Here is a 26,676-nt window from a genome sequence, read left to right as displayed (position 1 = left end):
CCGGCTGCAGGTGACCTGCCCGACCCCTTCGAGCCGGGCGGCAGGAACCTTCTTCAGTGCAGCGCGTCGGAGAGACGGACGAAGCTGTGGCCGTCGGCCAGCAGGCGGGGAACGGCGGCGGCGATGCCCTGGGCAGTGCCACCGCGGGGATGGTTCATGTGGCAGATCACGATGTCACCACCGCGGGCGGACGCGACGGCGCTGTGCACCTGGTGGGGGGTGAAGGTGGCGCCACCGTCACCGTTGACCGAGAAACTGGTGAACCGCTCGCCCAGGTCGGTGACGATCCGGGCGGCCACGTCGTCGCAGAACGCCGTACCGGACCGGAAGAAGCGCGGCGGGGCACCCAGCAGGTGGGTGAGCTTCGCCCGGTTGCCGGTGATCTCGTCGTACACCTCACCGGCACTGCGCGTGCCGGGGATGCCGTAGGCGGAGCGGCCGGTGACCGACAGGGGCCGGTGCCGGGTGCCGTGGTTGGCGATCTCGAAAAGCGGCTCCGCGGCCAGGCGGCGGAACAGCGCCGGGTTGGCGTCGATCCAGCGGGAGTTGATGAACAGGGTCGCCGGCACCTCCCGTTTGCGCAGGAAGTCGATCAGTGCGCTGTCGTAGCCGCTACCACCCGGCCCGCCGCACGCGTCGAAGGTCAGCGCGATCCCGCTGTGCCCGCCCGGCAGCGCGTGCACGACTCCCGGCGCCTCGAAGCCCCAGCTGTGCGGGGCCATGCGCCCGTAGCGGGCCACGATCTCGGACCGGGTGACCGAAAGCGTTCTGGTGGGAGAGCCGCCCGTGGGGCCGGAGGCCGGTTTGCCCTGGGCGGTGGTCGCCGCGGGGGAGGGCGGGCCGGAGGAGACGGCCCCGCCGCCCCTCGTCTTGTCCTGGCCCGCGCAACCAGCGAGCAAGCCCCCCGCCATGGCCGCCAGGACCACCCGGCGACTGGGTGTCATCAACGCCCCCACCTGATCGAAGATCTCAGCGAGCGACCGCCGCCCGCCACGGCCACCGTAGGCGGTGGAGACCGAGCAACCGGGCAGGTTGCGGACAAGGGTTCGCCAACAATCCTTTGCAGATCATTTGCGCCCACCGCGCCGCCGCATCGAGAAGCTCAGAGGTCAATTGTGCCCGAAGGCCCCGGCCTGTCACCGCAGCAGTACCAAGCCGGGGCCGATGACTCTCTATGACGACGTGCGCCCTTCCGGCGCATTGATCGAACGCCCTCGAACAGGGACTGGGTCACGGTCCGCCCGTCGGCCCCGACTCGGGGGCCGGTTCATCGAGGCCGGCCGAAAAATGGTGAATTGAGGGGCAACGGCGTTCCCCCGTTCTCCCTCTGACGGGTTGCCGGCGGTGAACCGGTGACAGCGGCTGTAGGCCGCGGACCATCCGAAGGGGGAAACAGACGATGGGTGTTTTCAAGCGGCGTGCTGCGCGTGCGGCCGTCGTGACGGCAGTCGGCGTATCGGCACTCGCACTGGGAGCGGCGACGGCGTCCGCGAAGGTCGATTACGACTTCAGGGTGAGCCCGCACACCGTGAAGGCCGGCGCGCGCGTTCACGTAAAGGGGTACGCCATGAACGACAGCGACCTCTTCCAGAGGTTCTGTGTGCAGGAGCGACAAGGCGGCCATGGGTCGTGGCGGACGGTGAAGTGCGCCCACGGAGCCGTGTGGGACGGCGGCTCGGTCGACACCTGGGTGAAGGCGAAGCACCGTGGCAGGTTGCAGTTCCGCGGTGCCCTCTACGAGGCGGACTGGGGCTCCAACAAGCTCCACCTGCAGATGGTCACGCCCACCGAGACCGTCAGGGTGCGCTGACCGCGAGAGTGCCGGGGCCCCGGTGCCCGAAGGCGGGGAGCGTCAACGCTCCCGCCGGCGGGTCACACGTGGCCCCGACGAGCAACCTCCTTGCCCGAGCCCTGTCGAGCGGCTGTCGGGCGTGTCAGGTCCACATGTATGCGTCATTGTTCCATGCGGCATTGAGCGACCCCGAATACTGCGGGTCGAAGAAGACTGGATTGCCGCCGTTGGCCAGGTCGACCTCGACCGTGTGATCGGTGTTGTTGACGATCGAGGCGGCATTTCCGCCCACCACGACGCCATAGCCGGAGCCGTTCCCCCAGTGGGCGAACTTGGCGGCGTACAGGTTGACGGCCTGGTTGGGCGACCAGTTCTCGAACGAGCCCCAGTTTTTGGCCTGCGAGTTGTAGTACAGGCACACGCTTCCGTTCGGGCATGTCTCGGCCCCGCCCGGGCCGGCGGCGTACGCGCCCCCGTCGCCAGGCCTATCGCGCCGAGGGTCAGTGCGCCCACCGTCGCGACTTTGGCCGTGCGACGTCCAGTTCTTATGCGCATGGGATCCCCTCCGAATTCACGGTGCATGACGAACAGACGCCGAGGCCGCGTTACGGCTCCCGCCTGTCGAAGTCCGCCGATGAGTGACCGGCGTCGTGGTTCCACTCGCTGGGACGGTCGAGAACTGCGTCTGAACACCACCATCGACGCCGAGGAGTCCCTCGACGGGCGGCCCTTGATCTTCCAGCCCACGGCACTGGCCACACGCATCGTGTTCGACCCACTGGCGGACTCCGTGATCATCATCTACCCCGCAACCGGCGGCGCCATCACGCGCGACCCCTACCTCGACGCCCCGCCCCCGGCGCTGGTGTCGCTTCTGGGGGCGACAAGGGCAGCGGCACTGGTCGCGGTGGTCAGGACACCCGCCCTGACCACCGGACGGCTCGCGCTGGCCCTCGGCGTGTCCGACGCGTCCGCCTCCCGACACGCCTCCGTCCTGCGCGAGTCCGGGCTCGTCGCCACCATCCGCAACGGCCAAAGCGTCCACCACACCCCGACTCGGCTCGGCAAGGACCTGGTACACGGATCCGCAACGGACGGCCGACCAGCCTGAGGCCGACGAACGACGATCAAGTCGGTGCGGATCGGAGCGGAATACCGGGTCCTCGAACTTCACCGGTAGTCGAGACGTTCTTCGCGGATGTCAGCGGATGTCAGCGGATGTCAACGGAGTTCTGCCGCCTCGGGAGTGTTTTGCCGGCGCTCGCGCCACCAGGCGGCCGCCCATGCGAGCACCGCGCCGCCCGCCGCGTACAAGCCGAGCACCCAGAGAGCCGCGGCGGTGGCGTGACCCGAGAAGTACACCGTGTTGCGGACCAGGGTGGTACCGGCGCCGGGTGGCAGCGCCTGTCCGATCGCGCTCCAGAAGGACGGCAGCAGTGGCGCCGGGTAGACACCGCCGGAACTGGGGTTGCCCAGTACCACGAAGAGCAGGATGACGACACCGGTACCCAGCAGTCCCAGCAAGGTCTGCAGGGCGAGCGCGGTAGTGCCGGCGGCCAGGACGATCAGGGCACCGATGCCGCTGAGTGTCCAGAAGTGGCCGCTGAGCGCGCCGAACAGGGGCCCGACGATGACTGCTCCGGCGATGCCCGACACGATCGCGTACGGCACGAGGACGGCGAGGCGGATGAGGGTCCGGTGCCGGCTGGCGGGCCGGGAACCCGCTGCCATGCCCATGATCGTCGCGGTCAGGTAGCCGCCGATCACCCAGCCGAGGACCAGGTAGAAAGGCGTCATGCCGCGCCCGTCCTTGGCGTTCGGTGGCCGGATGTCGGTGACGGTGATCTGCCGCTTCTGCGCCGCCTCGATCTTCTGTGCGATCTGCGCGGCCGTCTGTGACACCGACGGGCCGGCCGCGGAGGCGACCAGGAGGGTGTCCTTGGTTCCGGTCGCGTTGAAGACGAAGGCGGCGTCCGTCTTCCTCTCCAGGACCCAACTGCGGGCGACCGCGGCGCTCGGCGCCGCCATCGCCTTGACCGGGTCGTCGTCGAGGCCGTCGAGTCGGGCGACGATCTTCCCCGACACCTGTGGGGGAGCGGCTACCGCCACCGGAATCCGGTGCGGGGTGGGGGAGTGGAAGGCCCCGACGTAGGACACGACGAAGGCGATCTGGACGAGCAGGACACCCAGCACGAGCCCGAAGGCCCGAAGGGTGACGGCGTCCCTGAACTCGGCCATGAAGCCGGAGGGCTTGGCGCTGTGCTCGGCGGTGGATTCACCCGACGAGGGGCTGGCAGGTGCTGTCACGGCCGCATGATGGCACAGTCGGATGAACCCACCGTTCCTGCGGACGGCCAGGACGATCACGTCGCCGTGCTCCACGGCCTGTCGGCCCTGACCATTCGGACGGGTTTCGTCAGGCCGTGGCCGAGTGCCATAGCCAGCGGAGCGCATCGGGCAGCAGAACCCCGCCGTGGTTGGGGCTGTGGCCACCGTCGCCGAGGACGAGACGGAAGTCGTAGCCCGCTTCCGCGAGGGCGGCCGCCACGCGCAGATTGCTGGCGAGCCAATTGCTTTCGGGGCCGTTCCAGTTGAGGTCGCGATGGCCTGCTTGCATGAAGACGCGCAGCGGTTTGCGAGGGGTGCCGGGGATCAGTACAGGGTACGGGTTTCCGTTCGGCATCTGCGTGAAGCTGGAGAGGAAGCAGATGGCTCGACGAAACCTGTCCGGGCGCATCCACGCAGCCGTGAAGGCGCAGTTGCCGCCACTGCTGCCCCCGCAGACGCCCCATTGGTCTGCCCCTTCGGCGATCGAGTAGCGCCGTGTGACCTGGGGGATGATCTCCGTGAGCAGAAAGGTGACGTAGCGGTCGTCGAACGCGTCGTACTCGGCGTTGCGGTTCTTCGGGTGTTCGGCGTTCCTGAGGACGCCGGGGTCGACGAAGACGCCGACAGTGACCGGGATCTCGCCGCGGTGGATGAGGTTGTCCAACACGATGGCGCCGCGGACTTCACCGTCCGGGTCCAGGTACCACCATCCGTCCTGGAACACCATCAGCGACGCGGGTACCGAGGGGTCGTATTGCGCCGGCACATGAACCCAGTACCTCCTCGCGGTGCCGGGGTAGATCGTGCTCTCGCACCAGTCGAACTCCACGGTCGAGCCGACGGGAACGCCCGGCTGTCTCTCCGAATCGGGCCCGTAGGCGTAGCGAACGTCTTGCTGGTCGACGGGGAGCGGACGAAAGGGCAGCTCGATGGTCACGTCCGCACCTTAGAGACGCCGCCCGATCGCCTCAAACGGATTGTGTGCGGTTTGTTCGGAGCAACGGCCGCGATCAAGAGGCGGAGGCGGCGGCGCCCCCCTCACCGCGCCCGTGGCGATCGACCACTCTCGGCGTGCCGGAGTGCGCCGCGCAGGAGTAGGGAGCACGCACGGGTTCCGGTGCGACTTCCGCCAGCCATCGCGCCACCGTGTCGGCGAGCGGTTCCAGCGCCGCGGCGCACGCCGGCTCCAGCGGATCTCCGAATCCGGGGACGTCCAGTACACGTACCGGTCCGGACCGGGCGCAGCGGCCGGCTGTGGAAAGCAGGTAGCCCGGCGCTCCGAGGCCCGGGACGAGGACCACCAGATGCCGTCGTCCCTGGAGCTGAGGGGTCCCGAAGCTGTGCACGCGCACCGGCCCGGCCCGGTCGTGATGGGCCTCCGCGCGAGGCCGACGAGGTTGGGGCCGGGGGAGCCGCATGTCGGGTCCTTCCGGATCGTCGACGGTGGGCCCGTTCGGCCCGCAGCAGCCCGGCTCGGTACGCCCGTGAGGGTGCGGCTGGCGCGTGGTCACCGGGCCGAAGGCGCCTGCCTGGACGGCGAGCTGCTCAGGGTGGACTGGAACAGGGCGATCTGATCCTTCACCCAAGGGTCGAACACCGCGGCACGCCCACTCGCCGGCGGGAAGAACATCGCCAGCTGGTCCGCGATCCACGGGTCTGTGGCCCGGCGCGCAGTCCGCTGGCCGTCGGCGCCCTGCCCGGTGCCTACGGCGGTGCTCTGGACCGGGAGGTGCGCGCTCTCCTGGGGAGAAGCCGCCATGGCAGAGCCGCCACCGGCCACGACGGCGCCTCCGGCGATGAGGGCTGTGACACCTGCGAACGCTATACGGCGGGTGAGCTTCATGTTTGTTCTCCTTGCTCGATCCGCCGTCCCTGTAGTGGTCACGCTACCGTGCGTGACGCGCTTCCCAGGGGCGGCGCGGAAGCATCCGGTGGGCACGCCTACCCCGCCGCCCTCGCGCCATACCCACGCCTTCCGAAGCACCCGCGGCCTCGCCATTTCGCAGGCTGGGGGCGAGTAGGTGGAGGCGCACCGGCCGGCTGGCCCGACAAGCGGAAGGGGCGCGGCCGGCGCCGTCCAGGTGGAGGCGCGAGGCCACCAGGACCCGTACCTTCGGCGAGGGACGGCTGTCCGAGCCACGGGACTACTCGCGCTCGGACTCGGCGGCCGGGATGTGCCCTCTTTCAGCGGCGAGCCGACCTGGACGCCGGCTACCGCTATCCTCCTGCAACTGATCACTTACACGAGGGAACCCCATGCGCCCAGTACACCTTGGTCTGGCTGCCGCGATATCAACCGCTGCGCTCACCGCAGGATGTGCCTCGAGCACCACCACCACCACCGCCCAGGCCCCGGTTGCCACCCCGACGAAGCCCACCGCGACAGCATCCACCAGCAGCACCCCCACTCCCAGTCCCAGACCAGCGGCAAGATCGGCAACCCCTGAGGCACTTCCGGACGGATACGACGCCACCCGCAACGCGAAGGCGGACATCAAGGCCGCCCTTGGGAAAGCGGCAGAGGAACATCGGGAAGTGCTGATCGACTTCGGCGCCAACTGGTGTCCGGACTGCAGGTCTCTGGATGTGATGTTCCGCTCGGCTCAGGTCGAACCGCTGCTCCAGAAGGGCTACGTCACGGTCGCCGTCGATGTGGGTCAGTTCAATCACAACCTCGATCTCGCCGGCCGGTACGTCGATCTGCAGACGAGCGGGATTCCGGCCCTGGTCGTCCTGAAGTCCGACGGCACCCTGCGGACCGCCACCAACGACGGTTCCTTCTCCAACGCCCGAACCATGGAACCGAATCAGGTCAGCGCGTTCCTGACCCGCTGGGCGCCCAGCGGAAGCCGGTGACCACCCCACGTCGGCGCGGTGTCGCCCTCGGCTCAGCCGCCGCAGCGCTTCTCATCGTCAGCGGCTGCGGCGAAGAACGAGTCTCCGAACCCACGGAGCACGCCACGGCCAACGGAGTCACGGTCACTGTCACCCTGCTGGCCCCAGATCACGGTCAGCGCGAACTGCGGGCGACCTTCAGCCCGCAGAGGCCTGGCTTCCACATCTACAGCATCGACCTCCCCCCACAAGGCGTCGACGGACTGGGCATCCCCACCAGGCTTTCCGTCCACGGCGATCTCACCGCCGTCGGCAAGCCACCGTCAACGAAGCTCGTGACCCGGCTCCTTCGACCAGCGGGGCTCCAGACGGAGATTCCCGTCTATCCGGACGGCCCGGTGACGTTCACCATGCCGGTCCGGCAAACCGGCTCCCACGTAGCCGACGTGATCGTCAGCTACGGGGCCTGCAGTGAGAGCCGATGCCTCATGCCCGTCACAGACGAAGTGATTCACCTCAACCTCAACTGACTCCGCATTTCCCGAAGTCGGGGCTGGAGTCCGGCGACGAAGGTCCTGACTACGAGGAACCGATGGTGTGACGTCTAAGCTGGCGCGGTGACTGAAGAACAGGAACGGGTGCAGCCGTCGGGAGTGTGGGCCACGGCGGTGGGTGTAGCCAGGGTGCGGGCGCTGGAGACCGAGCGGGAGAACGCGCTGTTCCGCGACCCGCTGGCACAGGCCTTCGCCACCGCCGGCGGTCTGGGGCCCTCCTCCCCGCCGCCGCTGCCCGGGGACGAGGCCGCACGACGCCGTCGGCTGGGCGTGGCGTTCTCCATCGTCATCAGGACGAAATTCCTCGACGACCTGCTGGAGCAGGCCTCCGCGTCCGGGGTCCGGCAGGTCGTGCTGCTCGGCGCAGGCATGGACAGCCGGGCCTTCCGGATGGACTGGCCCGAGGGCACCCGGCTGTTCGAGGTGGACACGGCCGCGCCGTTGGACTTCAAGGCCGCGGTGCTGCGTCGGGAGCGGGCCGTCGCACGCTGCGAGCGGATCACCGTCGCGGTGGATCTGCGTGAGGACTGGCCAGGTGCGCTGGCCGCCGCAGGGCACGACCCGGCGGCGCCGACCGTGTGGATCGCCGAAGGGCTGCTGATCTATCTGCCCGAGGACGCGGTGGAGCTGCTGTTGGCCCGGATCAGCGCCCAGTCGGCGGCAGGCAGCCGTATGGGGCTGACGTTGGGCTCGCGCGGCGTGATCGAGCGCTTCAGCGCGGACGCCGTGCCGGGTTCGGCGGCGTCCATGTGGGTCTCGGAGATGCCCGACGATCCGGTGGGCTGGCTGGCCGGGCACGGCTGGGAGGCCGAGACCCACACCCTGCGCGAGCGCGCCGCCGCCTACGGCCGCCCGATCAGCACTCCGCCGCAGGGCGAGGAGCGGCCCGGCGGACTGATCTCGGCGGTCCGCCGGTAGAGCCCATGTCCGACGCGGACGTCCGCGCCCGGGGCGTCCGCGACAGCCGGGGCCGGGGCACCTGGCCGCCACGGCCCCGGCTTCCGTCATGACCCGAAGCGCTTCCTCCCATGACACGGCCGCGCATCGTCGGGCACGAGCTGGCGGCGGCGCATGGGTGGCTTGTCGGTGACCGCAAGCGGTCCGGCCATCTTGATCGTGCGCAGCACGGGCGAGGTTTCCAGGGTGTGGATCGCCTTCAGGGTGCCCAGGCGTTCGGTGAGGTAGCGGTGCAGCGCCGCCGGGTCGGGGCACAGGGCGTGGGCGGTGAGATTGTGGGGGCCGGTGACCGCGGCGACGTAGGCCAGCTCGGGATGCCGGGCCAGCGTACGGGCGACCCGGTCGAGGTGGGCGGGGGCGACGGACATCCACAGGAGCGCCTGCATGGTGACGCCCAGCAGGGCGGAGTCGAGTTCGACGTCGAAGAAGAGCTGGCCGTCGGCCCGCAGTTGCTCCAGTCGTCGCGCGACGGTGGCGGGCGACCATCCGGTGGCCGCGGCCAGGCTGCCCAGACTCGCCCGGCCGTCGCGCTGGAGGGAAGTGAGCAGGTCGGAATCGGCACCGGTAGGGGACGTCCGCACCCCAGAGGCGGCGGTGACGGACGGCGCCCCGGCCACGGCGGTGCGCAGGCGGCGCTGCTGCGTGGCGTCGAGGGCCCGTTGATGGCCGGACCACGCGGTGGGCCCACCGAGGTAGGTGTGCAGCACGCAATGTGCGGAGACCGCGGTGATGCCGGCCGTGCGCGGGATGTCGTGCAACAGCAGCGCGTGTCCGGACGGGCCGTCGGTGCTGGAGCTGTCCACGATCGCGACGATCTCGGTGCCGCCGGAGGCGAGCTTGACCCATGAGGTGTCGGAGCGGCGCGCGAGCGCGTCGGCAAGGTCCTGGGCGGCGCGCGGGCCCGTGGTCAGCCGCAGCAGCCACTGGGTGCGGTCGCTGCGCTGCGGCTCGGCCAGGCCGACCACGCGCAGTGCGGCGTCCGCAGACAGCCGCCGGTAGCGGCGGGAGACCGTCTGTGCCGAGACGCCGAGGACGTCGGCGATCGCACTGAACGGCGCCCGGCCGTCGATGCGCAGGGCGTGGATGAGACCACGGTCGATGTCGTCCAGCATGTGAGAATCATGCACCGGAAGCATGGTGATGGAATGATTCAGCAATCCGGCCGCCGAAAGTGGAGGTGGCCCGGCGGCGGCACGCACTGTGGGGCGCATGTCGAACTCCACCACCACCCCGCGCCTTCAGCGGCGTTGGGTCGCACTCGCCGTGCTGCTGGTCGCCGAGGCCATGAACCTTCTCGACGCCACCATCATGACCGTCGCCGCACCCGTCATCCGCGCCGGTCTGGGCGGCCCTGCCTCCAGCATCCAGTGGTTCAGTGCCGCGTACACCTTGCCGTTCGCCGTCTTCCTGCTCACCGGCGGGCGACTGGGTGACATCGTCGGCCGCCGTCGGGTGTTCCGCCTCGGCATGGCCGGCTTCGTCCTGGCCTCACTGGGGTGCGCGCTCGCGCCGTCCACGGCGGCGCTGATCGCCTTGCGGGCGCTGCAGGGTTCGGCGGCAGCGCTGATCATTCCGCAGACCATCGGGATGATACGTACCATGTTCGCCGGCCCTGAACTGGCGCGGGCCATGGGTGCCATCGGCCCGGTCATGGGGCTTGCCGCGGTCACCGGCCCGGTGGTCGGCGGCGCGCTGACCCAAGCGGATGTGCTGGGTTCCTCCTGGCGCTCGGTCTTCCTCGTCAACGTCCCCCTGGGCGCCGCCGTGCTGGCGGCCACGCCGCTGCTGAGCGAGGACCGTGCCGCGCTCCGGCCGCGGCTGGACCACGTCGGCACGGTGCTGGCGGTACTGGGCAGCAGCCTGCTGGTCTATCCCCTCATCCAGGGCGGCACCCATGGCTGGCCGGGCTGGTGCTGGGCGATGCTCGCCGCGGGGGGCGCGGTGCTGGCGGGCTTCGCCGCACATCAGCGGCGACGGGCCCGCAACGGCCGCAGCCCGCTTGTCGAGCCGGGCCTGTTCGTCGACCGCGGCTTCACCGCCGCGCTGGTGTCCAGCGCGCTGTTCTTCGCGGTGGTAAGCGGCCTGATGCTGGTCGCCGTGCTGCAGATGCAACTGGGCCTGCACCGGGACGTCCTCTCGGCCGGTTTCGCGCTGCTGCCCTGGTCCGCGGCGATGGCGCTGTCTTCCTGGGCCGCCGGCGCCTGGCTCGTACCCCGTTACGGGGCCCGGATCATGGGCGCCGGCCTGCTGGCGCTGTTCGCCGGAGTCGTATCGGCCGCTGTCGTGTACGCCACCAGCCCACCAGCCTGCTACCCGTGGCTGCTGCTGCCCGCGCTGGCCGTGGCCGGGATCGGTCAGGGCCTGTACGCCGTTCCGTTCTTCGCCATCGCCCTGCACCGGGTCCGCCCACACGAGACGGGCTCCGCCGCCGGCCTGCTCAACGCGGTGCAACAGCTCGGCGGCACTCTCGGCATCGCCCTGCTCGGCAGCACCTTCTTCCACGCAGCCGCTGTCGGCGACCGCACCGAGGGCGCGGCCGCGCTCACCGGCGCCCGTAACGCCTTCTGCCTCGCCGCCATGCTCATCCTCGGCACAGCAGTGACCACGACCATGATGCTCCCGCGGCAGCGTCCATCGGCCCCGGACCCGGATCAGCCGCTCGTTCCCGACGCCACGGCCAGGTAACGGCTTCAGGGCGAAGAGCAGTCGCCCGATCAGCACTTCACCCGCTGCCAAGGGAGGGATGCGGTGACACTCAAACGCCCCTGGGGCCGGCCCAACCGTCACTGAACTGCCGTACCAGGCGGCACCGAAAGCCGATGAAATGGCACCTCCGGAACCTCCAGCGCCTGCCGCCCGTGCAGTCGGGGGCCTCGGCTGCACGGGCGGTCGTTGGCACTGGGCGCTGCTGTGTGTGACCACCGCCGCGGGCGCCCGCGTCCTGCGCACCGAATCCGACCGCACCCGCCGGCGCGAGATGGCAGCCGGCGGCCACTGACCGCTTGTGCGGCACGGTCCCTGACCACCGTGCCGCACAAGCCCTCATCCTCCCGGTCACCAGGACCGGTGAGGGAAGCCTCAGCTGACCGAAGGAGCCACTGATGTCCGAGTCCCACGCAGTGCCCGCACGCGGCCGTGTCGGTGTCATGCTGCCCCGTGATCTCCCCGTCGGCGACGTGCTGCCCTATGCCCGGCGTGCCGAGGAGCTGGGGTTCCATCAGGTCTGGGTGGTGGAGGACCTCGGCTGGCGCGGTGGTGTCGCACAGGCCGCCACCGTCCTGGCCTCCACCACGAAGCTCACCGTCGGGATCGGCATCATGCCCGCCGGCGCCCGCAACGTGGGCTTCGCCGCGGTGGAGCTGGCCACCCTCGCGCAGCTCCACCCCGGCCGGCTCATCGCGGGAATCGGCCACGGCATGCCCGGCTGGATGCGCCAGGCCGGCCGGACCCTGGCCCGCCAGCCCCCTGACGCTGATCAAGGAGTACGCGAGAGCGCTGCGCCTGCTCCTCGCCGGTGAACCCGGCCCCGCGAACGGCCGGTACGTACGCTGCGAAGGCGTCGTTCTCACCGAGATCCCGGACGCCGTGCCCCCGGTCGTACTCGGCGTCCGCGGCCCCAAGTCGCAGGCGGCCGCGGGCGAGGTCGCCGACGGCCTCCTCCTGGCCGAGCCCGCAGCGCCCCCTACATCACCGCTTCCTTGGGCAACCTGGGCCCCGCCGCCTCCGCGAACCCTCGGGAGATCGTCGTATACGACGCCGCAGCCGTCGATGACGACGAGGAAGCCGCCCTCGCCCGCGTCCGCGCCGTCCTGGAGGCGGTCGGCGAGCCGGAGTGGGCCGCACACATCGCCCCCCTGCCCTTCGCCCCTCCTGCTCCCTCGGCCCACGCGTTGAGAATGCGTCAGGACGGGACCGGCCGGCCGAGCCCCGCCCGCGTCCGCAGGGGCGCCTACACGCTGGCCAAGGCGGCTGCTGTTGTGGCGATCACTGCCCCGGGGTTTTCATCCGCGCAGCCCGGTCCCGCCGACGGGGCGGAGTTCGATCCGCTCGGGCGGCCCTGCCAGGAGGGGCAGGGCCTGCCCGATCAGTTCACTGGCTCCGGTCGCGGACAGCGAGGCGGCTTTGTCGGCCGCGCTGCGCCAGATTTCGGTGACCCACACGATGTCTTCCTCGTCGGGTGCGGTGTTGACGATGTACAGCTCGCACCCGGGAGCGTCCTGCCCGAGTTCCGCTGCTCGCAGGAGGATCTTGACCAGGGTGTCGCGTTGTCCTGGCTGCGTGCGGAACTTGACGTACAGGCCGACCTTGTCCATGTCCACTCCCGTCGCGTTGCGTATTCGGGTTCCGAGGTGATGATCGCACGGGCCCGGAGGGGTGGGGTGACATCGCCTACGGCACGAAATGCTGTTCACCGCCCGCTGTAGTGCGCTTGTGGTGCGGGCGAGCGGCGTACGGGACGCCGGAGCCGGGGTTGGCTCGGGGGGCGGATCAGGGTTGGCCCTGATGCCGGTCGGTCCGTGGTCGACCATGATCGATCGTGTCGGCACAGACCATTCAGCGCAAGGAATCTCATGGAGTCTCAGATGAAGTTGTTGGCTCGCCGCGTCGCTGTCCTCGGCCTCGCCGGTTCCGCTCTCCTCGGCATTGGAGCCGGTTCGGGCGCGCAGGCCCTCGCTGTGAGCGACGCTCGTCCCGACGCTACGAACGTCTTCCCGCCGCTGGACCCGCCCGCCCTCCAAGCCGCCATCGAACCCCAGCCCGCCGACGGTGCCTCCGGCGCGATCGCCAGGGTCGGCGAGCCGGGCCGGTTGTGGAAGGGGTCGACCGTCGACAGCCAGACCGGGCGAAAGATCCCGGCGAACGCGCACTTCCACATCGGCAGCATCTCAAAAGTCTTCGAGACCACCGCCGTCCTGCAACTCGCCGCCGAGGGCCGGATCGTCCTCGACCGGACCGTTCAGCAGTACATGCCCGGTCTGCTCCCGGACACCTTCCAGCCGATCACCGTCCGCGAGCTCATCAACTACACCAGCGGACTGCCGGATGTGGACGAGGGCAAGCCCGCACAGGGCGCCGACGAGACGATAGCCAACCGCTACGAGTACCGCACCTTCGACGACATCATCAGGACCACCCTGCGCCCCGCCGACCGCCCCTGGCCCGGCCCGCACTTCGCGCCCGGAACAGAGCAGGAGTACAACTCCCTTGGCTTCCGGATAGCGGGCAGGCTCATCGAACAGATCACCGGCCACTCGTTCAAGGAGGAGGTCACCGAACGCATCCTGAAGCCGCTGCGGCTCGAACAGACCTCGGTACCTGAGGACGACCCCGTGATGCCCCGGCCCTACCTCCACGGGTACGTGACCGACAGCCACGGCAGGGCGGTGGACGTCAGCGAGCAGGGCGGTGACCCCTCCAACATGATCTCCACCCCGGCCGACCTGGACCGCTTCATCACCGCCCTGTTCCAAGGCCGCCTGCTGCCCCCCGCCCAGCTCGACGAAATGTTCAGCCTCCCCAAGGACGCCGAGGGCAAGCTCGTACCGTTCATCGGCACCAGCTGCCAGAAAGTGGCCTGCTTCGGCGCCGCCCTGATGTCCACCCCGCTGCCCAATGGGGGCGTGCTCTGGGGCAAGACCGGCCACGACTTCGGCTACGCCAACGGCATGTTCGCGACCCGTGACCTGTCCCTACGCGGCATCTACTCGGTCTCCAACCTGAGCCTCGACTTCGGGGCTCCGACCCCGCTGGCCAACCGCCTGCTGATGGCGGTCATAGCACCCACGGCCGGGCAGAACTGATCCAGACGCAACCCGACCGCCGACGGACGCGACCTTCGTGGGACTGGGGTGACTTGGGCATCGATGCCCTGGTCGGTCAGCAGGGTCCGACCGGAGGAGTGTCCATACGGGACGGCGGGGACATCGGTCTGCGACAGCCGTACGTCTGCCCGAGCAGCCGACCCGCCGCAGGACGGCACTGCCCGGTGCGAAATACTCTCACGATGAGGTCACGCACTTCCCCGGTCAGCCAGCCGATCACGATACGGAGGGCCGTCGCGCGGGACGCCAAGCGGCTCACGCGGCTCGTGCGTGGCTCAGGCGCCTATGAGGGTAAGTACGCGTCGGCAGTCGCGGGCTACCGGGTCGGTCCTGATTACATCGAGGCCCACCGCACCTTCGTGGCCGTCGGCGCCGACGAGAATGGAGGCCGGGTCCTCGGGTTCTACTCGCTCGTCCTCGCTCCACCGGAGCTCGACCTGCTGTTCGTCGCCGACGAAGTGCAAGGACGGGGTATTGGGAGGCTGCTCGTAGCGCACATGCAGTCCGAGGCCCGTGCCGCCGGGATCGACCGTGTCAAGGTCGTGTCGCATCTTCCCGCTGAGGACTTCTACCACCGCGTTGGTGCGGTGCGGACCGGGACCGCGTTCGCGAACCCGCCCGCCGTGCCGTGGGACCGTCCCGAATTCGAGTTCCGCATTCTTCCGGAATGAGGCGGTGGCCCGGTTTCTCGGGCACCGGCTCCACCCGTACGGTGGCCGGCATGCGGGAGCCGCTGGCGGCTCCCGCATGCCGCGGACGTTGCTTTCCGGTGTCGGTCAGGACGGTGCCGGTCACCTCACGTCGAACCGGTCGACGACCAGCCAGCTGCCTCCCGTCTTGGTGAGGGTGAGGGTGTGCCGTCCTAGTGGCAGGCCGCTGACGGTGTACACGGTCTGCTGGGCCTGGCGGCTCGCGGAGGAGGCGTTGACGGTGCCCTGGGAGGTGCCGTCGAGGGAGACCGCGATGGTGCCTTCGTCGGAGTTGGTCTCGGTGACGAGGCTGATCCCGGTTCCGGTGAAGGTGACGGTGGCCGAGTCGCCGTTGGCCGTGGCGGCGTGGACGTCGTCCTGGTAGTCGCCGAAACCGCGGCCGGGGTAGTAGTGCCAGGACCCGCCGGTGTAGGCGATGGAGGTGTCGGTGTCGTTGTGGACGCCGGTGACCTCGAAGCCGTCCAGGGTGGCCCAGGTGCCGCTGCGCTTGACGAACTGGACGGTGTGGCTGCCCGCGCTCAGTCCGCTGGTGCTGTAGATGACCGCCTGGGTCTGGCGGGTGGTGGCGCTGGTGTCGATCAGGCCCTTGGAGGTTCCGTCGACGAAGATCTCGACCTGTCCCTGGTCGGTGTTCTTCTCGCCGATGACCGAGACGGCGGTGCCGGTGAACGTCAGCGACGCGGTGTCGCCGTTGGTCCCCGTGGCATGTACGGCGTCCTCGTAGTCGCCCACGCCGCGGTTGCCGTTCGCCGTCCAGCTGCCGGTGTAGGAGATCGCGGTGTCGTCGTCGTCGATCCTGCCGGTCAGCGGCTCATGCGCGGCGTCGGGGCCGGCGGCGGCGATGATGGCCTGGGCGGCGGTGGGCCAGGCACCGCCGGAGACGATCGTGGCCTGGTTGAAGGTGATGTTGGTGCCGTGGTTGAGGGTGGCGGAGATGTCGGAGTAGTTGTCGTGGATGTTGATGTCGTGGATGGTCGGCGTCCACATGCCGATCCAGTTGCCGCCGCCGATGCGGGTGACGTTGTCGTGGGTGTTCCAGTACGAGCTGCCCTCGTCCTGGTACAGCCTGTTGTTGGTGTGGTTGCCGACCTCGACGAGGTTTCCGGCGAGCACGGAGGTGGTGGAGCCGTCCCCGTTGCCCTGGCCGCCGTTGGTGTAGATGGGACCACCGTCATAGAGGATGTTCATCACGTCGTGGACGTGGTTGTCCAGGATCTGGTTGTCGCCGGCGTAGATGGTGCCGTGCTGGCACGTGCTCAGGCCCTGGGCGGACTGCATGGAACACGGTGAGGCGTAGCCCCAGCCCCAGCCGAGCGACATGCCCGAGTAGGGGGTGTGACCGATGTCGTTGTGCGAGACGGTCAGGGTGCGGGTGTAGCCGGCCCAGATGCCGACCGCGTCGGAGTAGTCCTGGCCGACGTCGGAGATCCAGTTCTGGGAGACGGTGTCGCCGGTGGTCATGCGGCTGGTGTCGGTGAGGTAGTAGTCGTCGACCTCGCCGACGGAGACGCCGCCGCCGGAGGTGTCGTGGATGAAGCTGCCGGTGATCGTGGAGTCCTGGGTGCCGTCGGCGAGGTCGATGCCGGTGCCGCCGGTGTGGGTGATCTCGTCGCCGGTGAAGGTGATGTTGGATCCGCGGTGGACCTGGACGGCGGCGGGGATGCGGATGGGGGCGTTGGAGTGGCTGGTGTCCCACAGCACGCCGGCCTGGTTGTCGATGTAGCCGGCCGTGGAGGGCAGCGTCCAGGTGGTGTAGGAGAAGGTCAGGCCCTGGAAGGTGATGTCGTGCGCGGGTGTGATCGCGTCCGGCACCACGGTGAAGCCGTCCAGGACCACGTACGTTCCGCCGGTCTTGACCAGTTTGATGGTGTGCTGGCCCTTGGCCAGGCCGCTGACGGAGGCGACGACCTGCTGGGCGAGCCGTGAGGAGCCGGCAGCCGAGGGGCTCTTCGTCTTCGTGCCGTCGATGTAGACGTCGAAGCTTCCCTCGTCGCTGTTGGTCTCCGAGAGCACGTCGATCCCGGTGCCGGTGAAGGTGTAGCTCACCGAGTCGCCGTTGGCGGTGGTGGCGTGCACGTCGTTGTAGAGGTCACCCAGGCCGCGCCCGCTGGAGGAGCTCCAGGAGCCGGTGTAGGCGATGGCCGGGTCGGTGTCGTTGACCGGGGTGAGGTGGCCGGGGGTGCCGCTGACGTTCAGCAGCGTCTCGGTGGTGGGCAGTTCCACGTCGGCGGTGCTGAGGTCCTCTCCGCTGCGTGGCTTGTAGTAGAGGAAGCCCGCCGAGCTGTCGAGGTAGAACTCGCCCGGGGAGTCGAGCAGTTGGTAGGCGTTCTCCACGTAGGTGATCGAGCTCAGCTTCGGCAGTCCGGCGCCGTTGAAGGGGAAGCCGCGGTTGGGCACGGAGGTGTTGTTGTTCCGGAAGCAGGTCGGGTCGACGTTGAGGCTGGAGCCGCCGCCGCTGGGCGCGGTGATGCTCGCCAGCGGGCAGCGCATCTGCTTCCAGGAGTTGTTGTTCACGATCTCCATGGAGGAGGCGTTGGTGAACGAGGTGTAGGAGGAGTCGCTGGTGGTGAAACTGGACCCGGAGAGGGTGAAACCCGAGGGGTTCAGCGGACCGCGTGCGCGCTGGGCCCGCACGCCGTTGACGAAGAGCTGCCGGCTCTGCGTATCGGCGGGCACGGCGGCGCGGTAGATGCCCTTCGAACTGTCGAAGAGGGAGAACCCGCTGACCTTGGTCGCCCCGCTGAGGACGGGTTTCTCGCCCGGGTAGGCGGCGTAGACCACCTTGAAGCCGTTCCGCCCGGAGTCGGAGGCGCCCAGGGCGAAAGCCTGGGACAGACGGTAGGTACCGCCACGCAGATAGACGTCGATGTCGGCGGCCATGCCGGGGGCAAGGCCCGCCACCTTGCTCTTGGCGCCGTCCAGACTGCACGGAGCGCTCAGCGAGCAGGTGCTGCCGGAGCCGGAGGGTGAGGCGTACAACACGGTCGGTGTGGCGGCATACGCCGGGCCGGCCGAGGAGAGCGCGGCGCAGACGATCGCGCCCACTGTCCCCAGCACACCGTAGAGGCCGGTGGCTCTGGAACGGAACAACGGCATTGGTGCTCCTGCCGGGAGGGCCGGAATGCCCGGCGGACGAGGACCCCGCCGTCGTGAGGACGGCGACTGTCGGTCCACCGGACAGCGTCCAGGGGAGGGAAGGGAAGGTGAAAGCAGAGACATCGGATGTATTAAGGGTCACATCCTCGCGTCTTGTCTAGAGTTGAGGACAGAAATTGAAAAACTCCCCGCCGTAGCCCTGCAGTCAGTGCGCTCAGGTGAAATAGATGGGATCTATCACGGTCGCAGCCGCTCGACGGCCCCGTCCGCTGGCGGACTCGAGCGGGATCCAGCGGGGCGCCGCTGAGCCGCACCGTCGAGACCTGGGCCTCGGCCGGTCCGGGCCGGCGAGCGTCTTCGCCACGAGTTCGGCCCCGTGGACGGGGGCCAGTGCGGCCGCCGCGAGCCCACCTCCGTCGGCGATGAGGGCGACGTGCGACGCCATGATCTCCTTGTGCTCCGAGGGGCTCGCGCTGACGCGTGGCCGGCGAGCGGCGACGTGCTCCGGGGCCCGCCGGGCGACCCGTGATGCGCAGGGATGCTGCCCGAAACCGGCAGCGTTTCCTCTCGTGCGTGCGCTGCGGCCCGCGCCGCGAGTCCCGGGGTCGGTTGCACCAAGTGGCGAAGTGGCCTCCGCCGGGTACTTCACGTTGATCGTCTGGGTACCTGCGGGAAGGGTGGAGGCGTCAGGCGGGGTGTTCTCCCGCGACCGGCCAGACTCCCTGGTCGGAGAGGTGAAGCACGAGGGCCGCGATGTTCCAGGCGTCGTCTTCGCCCCGGTGGTGACGGCCTTCGAGCCGCAGTCCGGCGATCTGTAGGGCCTGTGCCATGCCGGGGCGTTTGCGCAGACCGTATGCCTCGGTGAAGACGGCCTTGGCGTTGGTGTGGTGGCGGCCGAAGGGGTAGGGCGTCCGTGTGGCCCGACACTGCCGTGTGAACTGGTGGCGGTCGTAGTCGCCCCAGCTGACCCATGGCCGGACGCCTGCGCGGTGCTCGGCCGCCAGTAGTCGGCACGCCTCGGCGAAGGTGACCCCCTGATCGACCTCATGTTGGGTGAGGCCGGTCAGCTCCGTGCAGAACTCGCTGACGTTGGACCGAGTGGGCTTCACCAGAACTCGGTGGCGGGCGAGGCGCTCGCCGGCGTCCAGGTCGATGACGGTCAGCCCGATCTCGATGATCTCGCTGACCTCGCCGGGCGGCTGGGAACCGGCCCAGCACGTCGCTTCGATGTCCACGACGTTGACGAGGCTCCCGGCCCAGGTGCTGTCCATGGCGGGAAGCGTAGGGAGGCGCAGCGGCTGGGGGTACGTGGTTTTCGAGGCTGACTGACGTCGGCCCGCTCTTTACCGGCCTCAGGCCCGCAGGACATGTGGCATGGCCTCGCAGGGCGGCGCCGGATCCACGGGGTGTCCGTTGGCTCATTGCCCGACAGCCCGGCCCGGCCTCGGGGAACGAGCGTGTGACGTTGTCCGCCGTGTCGCAGTGGGCCGTTCAAGCGCCCGGGGTGATCACCTGATCATCGTTCGCCTCGGCGGCGGCGCTGCGGCGGGCGCGCAGGGCACGGACCCTGCCACGGCTCGCACACGACGGGGACGGGCACCAGCGTCGACGTCCGGGCGGATCGACGAAGATGCCCCGGCAGTCGTGTTCCGGACAGCTCTTCAACGCCAGCCGGTCCGGGCCGCTCAGTTGATCCACGGCCTGACGGGCGACGCGGGCCAGAGCGTCCACGGTTGTCGTGGGCGGTTCACGTCGCAGCCGGCCGTCCACTGTCAGCCGGACCGGGTCGTCGTGTTCGGACAGGAACCCGGCCAGGGCCGCCACGGCATCCGCGGGCGGCGGGTGTTCGTCGACGGTCGCCAGCGCCAGGACGCGCAGGATCTCCCGCAGTCGGCGTGCCTGCTCCAGGTCGCCCCGGCCCGGCGGCCGGGCCGGGGCCAGCTCGCACCGCTCCAGCCACTCGGCGAGCCGGGCGGGCGTAGCGAGCCGCTCCACCGGCTCGGCGCTGAACGAGCGGCCTTTGGTGGCGAGCAGGTTCAACCAGACGGCACCGCAGTCGAAGCGGAAAGCGAACTTGTCCTCCTTGGCCATGACGTGATTGTAACGCCTCACCCGTTACTCTTACTATCCTCCTTGTAACGCCTGACGCGTTACATAGAGAGGGAGGGAACGGTCATGAGGACGAATTCCGCACTGTCGGACATCCTGACCCGGTCGCGACTGGATCGCGACGAGGGTTACCGGATGCTGCAACTCCTCCAGGACGAGGCCACCCAGCAGGCGACCCTGCCGGGACTGGAGCAGATCGCCCCCGGATGGGCCGACTGGATCATCACCGCCCTGTTCGGCGGCACCTACCTGCGCGAGGGGTTGTCGTTGCGCGACCGGCAGTTGGTCAATCTGGCCGCGCTCACCACGCTCGGCGGGGTGGACCCGCAGCTGGGCGGCCACGTCAGGACCGGGCTGCGCATCGGGATGACCCAGCAGCAGATCGTCGAGGTCTTCGTCCACCTGGCGCCCTACGTCGGCGTGCCCAGGGCACTGGCCGGACTGCGCGTCGCAGCCGAGGCGCTCGCCGACACCCAGCGGGAGGACGCACGATGAGCCCCGCGATCCGGACCGTGCTCGGGGACGTATCGCCCGAGGAACTGGGCACGTGCGACGCCCACGACCACCTGTTCATCAGCTCGCCCGCGCTGCCGGGCAAGGAACTGGACGACGCCGAAGCCGCCCTCGCCGAGCTGAAAGCCTTCGCCGCGCTCGGCGGTGGCGCGGTCGTGCAGTGGACGCCCTGGGGGATGGGGTCACGGGCCGAAGAACTCCCCGGCCTGTCACGGCGGTCCGGCGTTCACGTCGTCCACGCCACCGGACTGCACCAGGCACGGCATTACGACCACCACCAGCTGGACACTGTCCGCGACGGGCTGGCCGAGCTGTTCGTGCACGAGCTGACCAGAGCCCCGGTGAAGGCCGGACTGATCAAAGTCGCCGGGGCCTATCACCGCCTCGACGATCACGCCCGGCACGTCATGGCCGCCGCCGCCGAAGCGCACCACGCCACCGGCGCCCCCATCGCCGTCCACCTGGAGGCCGGAACCGCCGCCCTGGACGTGCTCGGCTTCCTGTGCGGATCGCACGGGGTCGAACCGCGCAGCGTAATTCTCGGCCACCTGCACCGGTTCCCGGACACCGGGATCCACCGGCAGGCCGCCGAAGCGGGCGCCTTCCTGGCATTCGACGGCCCGTCCCGCGCGCACCACGCGACCGACTGGCGCCTGCTGGACTCCCTCGCCGTCCTCGCGGACGCAGGCCACATCCACCAAGTCCTGCTCGGAGGTGACACGGTCACATCGACGGCCAGATCCGATGCGGACGGCCCGGGAATGCCGTTCCTGCTGACGGGGCTGCGTCCGCGGATCGAGAAGGAGCTGGGCCTCGACATCGCCTCCGCGATCTTCACCGAGAACCCGGCGCGCGCGTTCGCGGCGAACTGGCGGCAGTCATGACGACACGTCGGGGCCTCGGCAGGCCGCGGCCCGGCAGAAGCCCTCGACCCGCAGCTTCCCGGCCGGTCGCCGAGGAGGCGTTCGTCTCCGCCCCACTGGGCCCCGAGTAGTACCTCCGGCTCGCCGACGGTCCGCGCGCAGCCGTCGGCCGGGTCGACGAGCGCGGCGAGCGGAGCCGACGGGAACCGCTCGCCGGCGAGAAGCTGGTCCCGCATGCGCGGACAGCCGCCGCCCGCGCCCGCGGCCGCGCCGCCGGCGGCTCCGGCTGTCCGCGCTGTCCCGGACCGCCGACCTCCCGCCGCGACAGTGCGCCCCCACCTTTGATGTTTGAGGCCAAATAAAATTCCACGGCCACCCTTGACACCTCAAGCGGTTCGCTGTTTTTTTGGGTTCAAACGAATCGGAGGTGGGGGCATGACCCGCGAACCCCAAGTCACTGTCATCGCCGGGGTGACCGTTGACGCCCGGCACTGGATCGGAGGCGAGCGCGTCGCCTCGACCGGGACGTTCACCGACATCTCACCGATCGACGGCAGCGTTCTGGGGGAGATCTCCCGGGGCACCGCGAAGGAGGCCGTGGCCGCGGTGGCCGCCGCGAAGGCCGCGTTTCCCGGCTGGGCCGCCACCTCGCGCGCCGAACGCGCCCGGATCCTGCACGCGATCGCCGACGGCGTGGAGAAGCGGCTGGAAGACCTGGCGATCGTCGAGACGTACGACAACGGCGCCCTGCTCCGCTCCCACCGCCGCGGTGTCATGCCACGCGTCGCGCACAACTTCCGGTTCTTCGCCGACCGGCTGCTGACCCTTGACCACGAGGACTTCGAGACCCGGGGCCACGGCAACCACGTCAGCTGGGACCCGGTCGGCCCCTGCGTGCTGATCACCCCGTGGAACGCCCCGCTGATGCTGGCCACCTGGAAAGTGGCGCCGGCCCTCGCCGCCGGCAACACGGTGATCCTCAAGCCCGCCGAGTGGTCCCCCCTGACCGCCTCGCTGCTGGCGGACATCGCCGCCGACGCCGGTCTTCCCCCCGGGGTGCTGAATGTCGTGCAGGGCTACGGTTCCGAGATCGGCGACGCGCTGACCTCGCACCCCGACGTACGGCGCATCAGCTTCACCGGCTCCGTGCCCACGGCCAAGCGGATCTCGGCCTCGGCTGCCGCCGGCCCGACCCCCCTCAGCCTCGAACTCGGCGGCAAGTCACCACAGCTGGTGTTCGCCGACGCCGACCTGGACCTCGCCGTCAACCTCGCCGTGGAGCAGTACGACAACGCCGGGCAGGTGTGCCTGGCGGGCACCCGGCTGCTGGTCGAGGAGTCGATCGTCGAGGAGTTCACGCGCCGCTTCGTGGAGAAGGCGATCGCCCTGAAGCAGGGTGATCCGCGCGACGAGGCCACCGACATCGGCCCCACCATCCACCCCCGCCAGCTGGCGAAGATCGACGGCTTCGTGCAGCGCGCGTTCGCGGCCGGGGCCCGCGCGGTCGTCGGCGGCCACCGCAAGGACGGTCAGTACTACGCGCCGACCCTGCTCACGGACGTCGCCCAGGACTCGGAGATCGTGCAGGAAGAGGTCTTCGGCCCGGTCCTGACCCTGCAGACCTTCACCACGGAGGAGGAAGCCGTCCGGCTCGCCAACGGCACCCGCTTCGGGCTGGCCGCCACGGTCACCACCGGCACCCCGGAGCGCGCCGAGCGCGTCAGCGCACAGCTCGTCGCGGGACCGTCTGGATCAACTGCTTCTTCGTCCGCGACCTTCAGGCCCCCTTCGGTGGTTCCCGGCAGTCCGGGGTCGGCAGGGAGGGCGGCACCTGGAGCTTCGACTTCTACTGCGACCTGAAGAACACCGTCACCGCCCCGAAGGGATGGACGAACCATGGGCGAGATCGTCGGCGCGGGCCTGCTCGCCCACGTCCCCACCATCGTGCTCCCGAAGGAGGAACGGCTGGCGCTGAACGAGGGCAAGGAGATCACCCTCGTCACCGGCCTGGAACAACTCCGCCGGGACGTCTTCGAACGCGCCGACTACGACACGGTCGTGGTGCTGGACTCGCACTGGGCGACGACCGTGGAGTTCGTGGTGACGGCGCAGGACCGGCGGGTGGGTCTGTTCACCTCCGAGGAACTGCCGCGCGGCATGTGCCGGATGCCGTACGACTTCCCCGGCGACCCCGAACTCGCCCACAACATCGGCTCGTTCGCCGACAGGCACGGCACCTGGATCACCGCGATCGACGACGACTGTCTGCCGGTCTACTACGCCACCATCAACCTGTGGAAGTTCCTCGGTGAGGGACTGCCGGACAAGCGGTGGGTGACCATCGGCGTGTGCCAGACCGGCGACATGGAGGACCACCTCCGTCTCGGCCGCGCACTCGCGGACGGCATCGCCGCCACTCCCGGCCGCCGGGTCGTCGTGATCGCCTCCGGCGCGCTGTCGCACTCCTTCTGGCCGCTGCGCGAGATCCGCGACCACGAGGCCAGCGACCCGGTGCACATCTTCACCCCGGAGGCCCGCGAGGCCGACCACGAGCGCATCGCCTGGTTCCAGGAGGGCCGCCACGACAAGGTCCTCGACGCCATGGACGAGTTCTGGAAGTACAAGCCCGAGGCGAAGTTCTTCCATTACCTGATGATGGCCGGCGCCCTCGGCGAGCAGGCGTGCGGGGCGAAGGGCCGCCAATACGGCGAGTACGAGAACTCGGTCGGCACCGGCCAGGTCCACCTCTGGTTCGACCGCCCGGCCGACGGCTGGACCGGCACCGGCCTGCCCGCCTCCCCGACCCCCCGCTCTGCGCACAGCCGTATCTAGGAGCCACTCCATGCCCGAGTACCGCCGCATCCTGCTGGACGGTGCCGCCGTCCAGGTCACCGTCTCCGGCGACGAACTGGTCTCCGGTGACGGCCGCCGCGTCAAGACCGAGGACGCCCGGCATCTGCCGCCGGTCGTCCCGTCCAAGGTGATCGCCGTCCACCTCAACCACCGCAGCCGCGTCGACGAGTTCGGGACCGATCTCCCGGCCACCCCCACCTACTTCCACAAGCCGACCTCGTCCCTCAACTCCCACCAGGGCGCGATCGTCCGCCCCGAGGGCTGCAAGTGGCTCAACTACGAGGGCGAGGTCGCCATCGTCATCGGCAGGACGGCCCGCAACATCTCCCCGTCCGAGGCCGGCGAGTACATCGCGGGCTACACCGTGGCCAACGACTACGGGCTGCACGACTTCCGCGACACCGACGTCGGCTCCATGCTCCGCGTCAAGGGCTCCGACACCCTCTGCCCCCTGGGCCCCGGCCTGGTCACCGACTGGGACTTCCACGGCAAGACGCTTCGCACATACGTCAACGGCGCAGTCGTCCAGGACGGCTCGACGGACGAGATGCAGTGGGACATGCACTACCTCGTCGCCGACATCGCACGTACTATCACCCTCCACCCGGGGGACGTACTCCTGTCCGGTACCCCCGCGAACTCGCGCCCCGTCCAGCCCGGCGACGTCGTCGAGGTCGAGGTCGAGGGCCTCGGCCGCCTCACCAACCACATCGTCACCGGCCCGACCGCCATCCGCGGCGACGTCGGCGCCCAGCCCACGGAGTCCGAGGAAGTGCTGTCCACCGCCCTCGGCGGCGACTGGGAGTTCCGCGGCATCCGCCCGCCCAGGCGCTGAGCCCGAACGACGTCAACACGCGAGACCACGGAGGAGTGACGAGATGGATCTGACCACATGGCTGGCCGAGGCCGTGGCGTCGAACGCCGACTGGGCGACGGCCTTCGGCGCCTTCGACCCGCACCCGGCGCAGGCCGTGGACGACAACCGGTTCGGCGCCGCGTTCGAGGTCTTCACCGAGCGGCTGAAGGACAACTACCCCTTCTTCCATCCCCGCTACGCCGGCCAGATGCTCAAGCCGCCGCACCCGGCGGCCGTGGTCGGCTACCTGACCGCGATGCTGGTCAACCCCAACAACCACGCTCTGGACGGCGGCCCCGCCACCGCCACGATGGAGCGCGAGGTGGTCCAGCAGCTCGCCACGATGTTCGGCTACGACACCCACCTCGGGCACCTGACCACCAGCGGCACCATCGCCAACCTCGAAGCCCTCTTCGTCGCCCGCGAACTGCACCCCGACAAGGGCGTCGCCTTCAGCACCGAGGCGCACTACACGCACGGCCGCATGTGCGGTGTCCTCGGGATGGAGGGCTTCGCCGTCCCCACCGACGACCTCGGTCGCATGGACCTGGACGCCCTGGAGGACCTGCTGCGCGGCGGCAAGGTCGGCACGGTCGTCCTCACCACCGGCACGACCGGGCTCGGCGCGATCGAGCCGGTCCACGAGGCGCTGGCACTGCGCGAGCGCTACGGCGTGCGCATCCACGTCGACGCCGCCTACGGCGGATTCTTCACGCTGCTGGCCGACGCGGACGGCCCCGAGGGCCTGCCCGCCGAGCCCTGGCGGGCCGTCGCCCAGGCCGACTCGATCGTGGTGGACCCGCACAAGCACGGCCTGCAGCCCTACGGCTGCGGCGCGATCCTCTTCCGCGACCCCTCCGTCGGCCGGTTCTACCTGCACGACTCGCCGTACACCTACTTCACCTCCGACGAGCTGCACCTGGGCGAGATCAGCCTGGAGTGCTCCCGCGCGGGTGCGGCGGCCGCCGCGCTGTGGCTCACCTTCCAGCTGCTGCCGCCCACCCTCGAAGGGCTGGGCCAGGTGCTGGCGGCCGGCCGGCGGGCGGCGCTGCGCTGGGCGGAGCTGATCGAGGACTCCGAGCACCTGGAGCTCTACCAGCCCCCGCAGCTCGACATCGTCAGCTACTTCCCGGTCACCGCGGGCAACTCGCTGTCGCAGATCGACGCGGCCAGCAACCGGATCCTGCGGGAGGGCATGACCGACAGCCAGGACCCGGTCTTCCTCAGCACACTCCGCCTCGGCGCCGAACGCTTCACCGCCCGCCACCCCAAGATCACCGCCGACACCGACGGCGCGAGGATCCTGCGCAGCGTGCTGATGAAGCCCGAATCCGAGACCTACGTCGAGCACCTGCACCGGCGTCTGGAGCAGCTCGCCCGCCCATGAC

Annotated in this window: 25 protein-coding genes and 2 pseudogenes; 16 read left to right on the top strand and 11 right to left on the bottom strand. The window is 69.8% G+C overall.

The window, feature by feature from the left end; genetic code table 11:
* Nucleotides 1–53: 53 nt before the first annotated feature.
* Nucleotides 54–944: a polysaccharide deacetylase family protein gene (locus tag ACFYMM_RS27220; protein ID WP_388390908.1), complete on the bottom strand. Its 891-nt coding sequence runs from the start codon at nt 942–944 to the stop codon at nt 54–56.
* Nucleotides 945–1,567: 623 nt separating this feature from the next.
* Between ACFYMM_RS27220 and ACFYMM_RS27215 the strand changes: the two genes are divergently transcribed.
* On the top strand, nt 1,568–1,810 hold the full coding sequence (locus ACFYMM_RS27215) for a hypothetical protein (protein WP_388390906.1): 243 nt from the start codon (nt 1,568–1,570) through the stop codon (nt 1,808–1,810).
* 124 nt (nt 1,811–1,934) lie between these two features.
* On the opposite strand, the gene ACFYMM_RS27210 is transcribed toward ACFYMM_RS27215, so the two are convergent.
* Entirely contained in the window at nt 1,935–2,213 is a 279-nt protein-coding gene (locus ACFYMM_RS27210; protein ID WP_388390904.1) for a hypothetical protein, read from the bottom strand.
* A gap of 213 nt (nt 2,214–2,426) precedes the next feature.
* Here ACFYMM_RS27210 and ACFYMM_RS27205 point away from each other — a divergent pair, with 213 nt between their 5' ends.
* The gene (locus ACFYMM_RS27205) at nt 2,427–2,903 is read left to right on the top strand and encodes an ArsR/SmtB family transcription factor (protein ID WP_388390902.1); all 477 of its coding nucleotides are present in this window, start codon (nt 2,427–2,429) and stop codon (nt 2,901–2,903) included.
* Nucleotides 2,904–3,013: 110 nt separating this feature from the next.
* Here ACFYMM_RS27205 and ACFYMM_RS27200 read toward each other — a convergent pair whose 3' ends face one another.
* The 3 genes from ACFYMM_RS27200 to ACFYMM_RS27190 all read right to left on the bottom strand — a co-directional run bounded on the left by ACFYMM_RS27200 (nt 3,014) and on the right by ACFYMM_RS27190 (nt 5,963).
* Entirely contained in the window at nt 3,014–4,099 is a 1,086-nt protein-coding gene (locus ACFYMM_RS27200) for a DUF3533 domain-containing protein (protein ID WP_388390900.1), read from the bottom strand.
* A gap of 109 nt (nt 4,100–4,208) precedes the next feature.
* Nucleotides 4,209–5,057 (bottom strand): alpha/beta hydrolase, encoded by an 849-nt coding sequence (locus ACFYMM_RS27195; protein ID WP_388390898.1) that lies wholly within the window; start codon nt 5,055–5,057, stop codon nt 4,209–4,211.
* A 570-nt stretch (nt 5,058–5,627) separates the two neighbouring features.
* On the bottom strand, nt 5,628–5,963 hold the full coding sequence (locus ACFYMM_RS27190; protein WP_388390896.1) for a hypothetical protein: 336 nt from the start codon (nt 5,961–5,963) through the stop codon (nt 5,628–5,630).
* Between the two features lie 413 nt (nt 5,964–6,376).
* On the opposite strand from ACFYMM_RS27190, the gene ACFYMM_RS27185 reads away from it, so the two are divergent.
* From ACFYMM_RS27185 to ACFYMM_RS27175, 3 genes are all read left to right on the top strand, one after another.
* Nucleotides 6,377–6,976: a thioredoxin family protein gene (locus tag ACFYMM_RS27185; RefSeq protein WP_388390894.1), complete on the top strand. Its 600-nt coding sequence runs from the start codon at nt 6,377–6,379 to the stop codon at nt 6,974–6,976.
* Nucleotides 6,973–7,485, top strand: coding sequence for a hypothetical protein (locus tag ACFYMM_RS27180; protein ID WP_388390892.1), 513 nt, complete (start codon nt 6,973–6,975; stop codon nt 7,483–7,485). The genes ACFYMM_RS27185 and ACFYMM_RS27180 overlap by 4 nt, the downstream gene beginning before the upstream one ends.
* Nucleotides 7,486–7,608: 123 nt before the next feature.
* A complete protein-coding gene (locus ACFYMM_RS27175; RefSeq protein WP_388391011.1) occupies nt 7,609–8,427 on the top strand; it encodes a class I SAM-dependent methyltransferase in 819 nt (272 codons plus the stop codon).
* An 86-nt stretch (nt 8,428–8,513) separates the two neighbouring features.
* Here ACFYMM_RS27175 and ACFYMM_RS27170 read toward each other — a convergent pair whose 3' ends face one another.
* The gene (locus ACFYMM_RS27170; RefSeq protein ID WP_388390891.1) at nt 8,514–9,578 is read right to left on the bottom strand and encodes an Lrp/AsnC family transcriptional regulator; all 1,065 of its coding nucleotides are present in this window, start codon (nt 9,576–9,578) and stop codon (nt 8,514–8,516) included.
* A 97-nt stretch (nt 9,579–9,675) separates the two neighbouring features.
* Here ACFYMM_RS27170 and ACFYMM_RS27165 point away from each other — a divergent pair, with 97 nt between their 5' ends.
* The 3 genes from ACFYMM_RS27165 (at nt 9,676) to ACFYMM_RS27155 (ending at nt 12,360) form a co-directional block, all read left to right on the top strand.
* Nucleotides 9,676–11,151, top strand: a complete 1,476-nt coding sequence (locus ACFYMM_RS27165) for an MFS transporter (protein WP_388390889.1) — start codon at nt 9,676–9,678, stop codon at nt 11,149–11,151.
* A 416-nt stretch (nt 11,152–11,567) separates the two neighbouring features.
* A complete protein-coding gene (locus ACFYMM_RS27160; protein ID WP_388390887.1) occupies nt 11,568–11,984 on the top strand; it encodes an LLM class flavin-dependent oxidoreductase in 417 nt (138 codons plus the stop codon).
* Complete coding sequence (locus tag ACFYMM_RS27155) at nt 11,932–12,360, top strand: LLM class flavin-dependent oxidoreductase (protein WP_388391009.1); 429 nt, start codon at nt 11,932–11,934, stop codon at nt 12,358–12,360. The genes ACFYMM_RS27160 and ACFYMM_RS27155 overlap by 53 nt, the downstream gene beginning before the upstream one ends.
* Nucleotides 12,361–12,467: 107 nt before the next feature.
* Here ACFYMM_RS27155 and ACFYMM_RS27150 read toward each other — a convergent pair whose 3' ends face one another.
* Complete coding sequence (locus tag ACFYMM_RS27150; RefSeq protein ID WP_388390885.1) at nt 12,468–12,779, bottom strand: putative quinol monooxygenase; 312 nt, start codon at nt 12,777–12,779, stop codon at nt 12,468–12,470.
* Nucleotides 12,780–13,049: 270 nt separating this feature from the next.
* Here ACFYMM_RS27150 and ACFYMM_RS27145 point away from each other — a divergent pair, with 270 nt between their 5' ends.
* Together ACFYMM_RS27145 and ACFYMM_RS27140 are read left to right on the top strand one after the other, a co-directional pair.
* Nucleotides 13,050–14,267, top strand: coding sequence for a serine hydrolase domain-containing protein (locus ACFYMM_RS27145; RefSeq protein ID WP_388390883.1), 1,218 nt, complete (start codon nt 13,050–13,052; stop codon nt 14,265–14,267).
* Between the two features lie 203 nt (nt 14,268–14,470).
* Entirely contained in the window at nt 14,471–14,959 is a 489-nt protein-coding gene (locus ACFYMM_RS27140; protein ID WP_388390881.1) for a GNAT family N-acetyltransferase, read from the top strand.
* 120 nt (nt 14,960–15,079) lie between these two features.
* On the opposite strand, the gene ACFYMM_RS27135 is transcribed toward ACFYMM_RS27140, so the two are convergent.
* From ACFYMM_RS27135 to ACFYMM_RS27120, 4 genes and pseudogenes are all read right to left on the bottom strand, one after another.
* Complete coding sequence (locus tag ACFYMM_RS27135) at nt 15,080–18,088, bottom strand: hypothetical protein (protein ID WP_388390879.1); 3,009 nt, start codon at nt 18,086–18,088, stop codon at nt 15,080–15,082.
* Between the two features lie 349 nt (nt 18,089–18,437).
* Nucleotides 18,438–18,545: pseudogene (locus tag ACFYMM_RS27130) on the bottom strand (RNA polymerase subunit sigma-24); the annotation flags it as partial.
* 235 nt (nt 18,546–18,780) lie between these two features.
* Nucleotides 18,781–19,365, bottom strand: coding sequence for an exonuclease domain-containing protein (locus tag ACFYMM_RS27125; protein ID WP_388390877.1), 585 nt, complete (start codon nt 19,363–19,365; stop codon nt 18,781–18,783).
* Between the two features lie 220 nt (nt 19,366–19,585).
* Complete coding sequence (locus ACFYMM_RS27120; protein ID WP_388390875.1) at nt 19,586–20,185, bottom strand: CGNR zinc finger domain-containing protein; 600 nt, start codon at nt 20,183–20,185, stop codon at nt 19,586–19,588.
* Between the two features lie 84 nt (nt 20,186–20,269).
* Here ACFYMM_RS27120 and ACFYMM_RS27115 point away from each other — a divergent pair, with 84 nt between their 5' ends.
* From ACFYMM_RS27115 to ACFYMM_RS27090, 6 genes and pseudogenes are all read left to right on the top strand, one after another.
* Nucleotides 20,270–20,698, top strand: a complete 429-nt coding sequence (locus ACFYMM_RS27115; protein ID WP_388390873.1) for a carboxymuconolactone decarboxylase family protein — start codon at nt 20,270–20,272, stop codon at nt 20,696–20,698.
* The gene (locus tag ACFYMM_RS27110) at nt 20,695–21,600 is read left to right on the top strand and encodes a phosphotriesterase (RefSeq protein ID WP_388390871.1); all 906 of its coding nucleotides are present in this window, start codon (nt 20,695–20,697) and stop codon (nt 21,598–21,600) included. The genes ACFYMM_RS27115 and ACFYMM_RS27110 overlap by 4 nt, the downstream gene beginning before the upstream one ends.
* A 414-nt stretch (nt 21,601–22,014) precedes the next feature.
* Nucleotides 22,015–23,480, top strand: a pseudogene (locus ACFYMM_RS27105) (aldehyde dehydrogenase); the annotation flags it as partial.
* Entirely contained in the window at nt 23,476–24,411 is a 936-nt protein-coding gene (locus ACFYMM_RS27100; RefSeq protein ID WP_388390869.1) for a 3,4-dihydroxyphenylacetate 2,3-dioxygenase, read from the top strand. The pseudogene ACFYMM_RS27105 and the gene ACFYMM_RS27100, both read left to right, overlap by 5 nt.
* 10 nt (nt 24,412–24,421) lie before the next feature.
* Entirely contained in the window at nt 24,422–25,267 is an 846-nt protein-coding gene (locus ACFYMM_RS27095) for a fumarylacetoacetate hydrolase family protein (RefSeq protein WP_388390868.1), read from the top strand.
* 43 nt (nt 25,268–25,310) lie between these two features.
* Nucleotides 25,311–26,675, top strand: a complete 1,365-nt coding sequence (locus ACFYMM_RS27090) for a pyridoxal phosphate-dependent decarboxylase family protein (protein ID WP_388390867.1) — start codon at nt 25,311–25,313, stop codon at nt 26,673–26,675.
* Nucleotide 26,676 lies beyond the last annotated feature (1 nt).

Origin of the sequence: Streptomyces sp. NPDC006739 (assembly GCF_042869815.1) — a bacterium.
Lineage (GTDB): Bacteria > Actinomycetota > Actinomycetes > Streptomycetales > Streptomycetaceae > Streptomyces.
Note: the sequence above shows the minus strand (reverse complement) of the source record. Positions and strands in the feature narration are given on the sequence as shown.

Excerpts from the sequence above, each read along its gene's own strand:
- ACFYMM_RS27220 (WP_388390908.1), bottom strand. The coding sequence starts at position 944 with ATGACACCCAGTCGCCGGGTGGTCCTGGCGGCCATGGCGGGGGGCTTG.
- ACFYMM_RS27215 (WP_388390906.1), top strand. The coding sequence starts at position 1,568 with ATGAACGACAGCGACCTCTTCCAGAGGTTCTGTGTGCAGGAGCGACAA.
- ACFYMM_RS27205 (WP_388390902.1), top strand. The coding sequence starts at position 2,427 with ATGAGTGACCGGCGTCGTGGTTCCACTCGCTGGGACGGTCGAGAACTG.
- ACFYMM_RS27190 (WP_388390896.1), bottom strand. The coding sequence starts at position 5,963 with ATGAAGCTCACCCGCCGTATAGCGTTCGCAGGTGTCACAGCCCTCATC.
- ACFYMM_RS27185 (WP_388390894.1), top strand. The coding sequence starts at position 6,377 with ATGCGCCCAGTACACCTTGGTCTGGCTGCCGCGATATCAACCGCTGCG.
- ACFYMM_RS27170 (WP_388390891.1), bottom strand. The coding sequence starts at position 9,578 with ATGCTGGACGACATCGACCGTGGTCTCATCCACGCCCTGCGCATCGAC.
- ACFYMM_RS27165 (WP_388390889.1), top strand. The coding sequence starts at position 9,676 with ATGTCGAACTCCACCACCACCCCGCGCCTTCAGCGGCGTTGGGTCGCA.
- ACFYMM_RS27160 (WP_388390887.1), top strand. The coding sequence starts at position 11,568 with ATGTCCGAGTCCCACGCAGTGCCCGCACGCGGCCGTGTCGGTGTCATG.
- ACFYMM_RS27150 (WP_388390885.1), bottom strand. The coding sequence starts at position 12,779 with ATGGACAAGGTCGGCCTGTACGTCAAGTTCCGCACGCAGCCAGGACAA.
- ACFYMM_RS27145 (WP_388390883.1), top strand. The coding sequence starts at position 13,050 with ATGAAGTTGTTGGCTCGCCGCGTCGCTGTCCTCGGCCTCGCCGGTTCC.
- ACFYMM_RS27140 (WP_388390881.1), top strand. The coding sequence starts at position 14,471 with ATGAGGTCACGCACTTCCCCGGTCAGCCAGCCGATCACGATACGGAGG.
- ACFYMM_RS27125 (WP_388390877.1), bottom strand. The coding sequence starts at position 19,365 with ATGGACAGCACCTGGGCCGGGAGCCTCGTCAACGTCGTGGACATCGAA.
- ACFYMM_RS27120 (WP_388390875.1), bottom strand. The coding sequence starts at position 20,185 with ATGGCCAAGGAGGACAAGTTCGCTTTCCGCTTCGACTGCGGTGCCGTC.
- ACFYMM_RS27115 (WP_388390873.1), top strand. The coding sequence starts at position 20,270 with ATGAGGACGAATTCCGCACTGTCGGACATCCTGACCCGGTCGCGACTG.
- ACFYMM_RS27110 (WP_388390871.1), top strand. The coding sequence starts at position 20,695 with ATGAGCCCCGCGATCCGGACCGTGCTCGGGGACGTATCGCCCGAGGAA.
- ACFYMM_RS27100 (WP_388390869.1), top strand. The coding sequence starts at position 23,476 with ATGGGCGAGATCGTCGGCGCGGGCCTGCTCGCCCACGTCCCCACCATC.
- ACFYMM_RS27095 (WP_388390868.1), top strand. The coding sequence starts at position 24,422 with ATGCCCGAGTACCGCCGCATCCTGCTGGACGGTGCCGCCGTCCAGGTC.
- ACFYMM_RS27090 (WP_388390867.1), top strand. The coding sequence starts at position 25,311 with ATGGATCTGACCACATGGCTGGCCGAGGCCGTGGCGTCGAACGCCGAC.